Here is a 1,464-nt window from a genome sequence, read left to right on the forward strand (position 1 = left end):
GAGGATGTCCCGACGTTCGTGGAACTTGATCGGCGGTCCCGCGGTCAGGCGACGTTCTCGTTGTAGCAGTTCGAGGTCGGGTTCTGGGCTGCGACGTGCCGTTCGAGCGCGGTGCGGAGTTTGGGCAGGTGCAGGAAGCCGTTGACCCGGCGGAACTGCTTGGTGGCCTCGGTCATGCCGGCCGCGCACCAGCGCAGCGCCATCGTGCCGTCCTTCCAGTTCTTGACGTTGGCGGCGTGATCACGGCAGATGGAGATCATCGACTCGATCGGGTTGGTCGATCGAAGCGAACGTGCCAGTGTCGGTGGCACGTGCAGCCGCAGGATCGTGAGCGTCTCGTCCATCCCCTCCCGTAGCGAGGCCGCCGCCCCCGGATACTTCTTGTCCAACTCGGCGGCCAGGGCGGTGAGCTTGGCCTCGGCAGCCAGTGGGGTATCGGCGTGGTAGGCCTCACGCATCCGCTTCTCGGCCACGGCGCGCAGCTTCTCAGGGAGTTTGTCCCGAACATTCCTGATCTTGTGGAGCTGGCAGCGCTGAATCACCGGGTGATCGAACACATCCAGCACCGCCCGGCGCAGCGCCTTGGACCCGTCCAGCACGACCAGGATCGGCGCCGTGACGTCCAGGCCGCGCTCGCGCAGGCCGACGATCAACTCGCGGGCCAGGGTGGCGTTCTCGGTGGAGCCCTCCACCAGTGCGAGAGGGTGCTTGGTGCCGTCGAGGCCGATCCCCAGCGCCACGATGCACGTGTGCTCGCCGAAGTGCACCCCGTCCAGCATGAGCGTGGCCAACTCCAGCCCGGATAGGTCAGCACTCATCATCTCGGCCAGGGCGACCTGGGTGGCGGCGACGAACCGGCGGGAGATCGCCGACTTGGAGGTGCCGGTGGAGGCCTGCTCGACGGCGCCGCCGACCGGCTCAAGTCCGAGCTGGTAGCGGCGGGTCGATAGCTTGCCGAGCATCTTGCCGAGCGCCATCTCATCGAGGATCTCGGTGGAGGAGAACAGCTCGTAGGCCGGGATGGCGACCTCGCCCGCGCCGTCGGCGGTGCGTACTCGTGGGCGGCGGATCGGCAGTCTGCGGCCGCCCAGCACCACTGACCCGGCGTCGCTGCCGTGCCGCACCGCGGTGCGGTCGGGGTTGTGCTTGCCCCGCGGGCCGCACAGGGCAGTGACGCCTTGTTCCAGCATGGCGAACATCACGGCCAGGCCGGACTGCACGGCGAGGGCGAGTAGTCCGTCCTTCATCGAGGCGGCGATCTGTTCCATGGCCACGCTCACGGTCTCCGGGACGGCCACGTCTTTGGTGGCTTGCTGGGCGCGTCGGTGGTTGTTCTGGTAGGTCTTGCTCACGGTCCCTGTCTCCTTGCTCGGAGTGATTTGGCGATTGCTCGAGACCTACCACCAGGTAGGCCCCGAGACGGGGACCGCCACTTCAAGTTCTACGAGCTACGGGACAACCTCC

The 1,464-nt window shown here is 67.3% G+C and carries 1 protein-coding gene; it reads right to left on the reverse strand.

Features of this window, described 5'->3' with window-relative positions:
• Positions 1 to 44: 44 nt before the first annotated feature.
• Positions 45 to 1,352, reverse strand: a complete 1,308-nt coding sequence (locus tag IMZ11_RS42240; RefSeq protein ID WP_228649148.1) for an IS256 family transposase — start codon at positions 1,350 to 1,352, stop codon at positions 45 to 47.
• Positions 1,353 to 1,464: the final 112 nt, after the last annotated feature.

Origin of the sequence: Microtetraspora sp. AC03309 (assembly GCF_020826795.1) — a bacterium.
Classification (GTDB): domain Bacteria; phylum Actinomycetota; class Actinomycetes; order Streptosporangiales; family Streptosporangiaceae; genus Microtetraspora; species Microtetraspora glauca.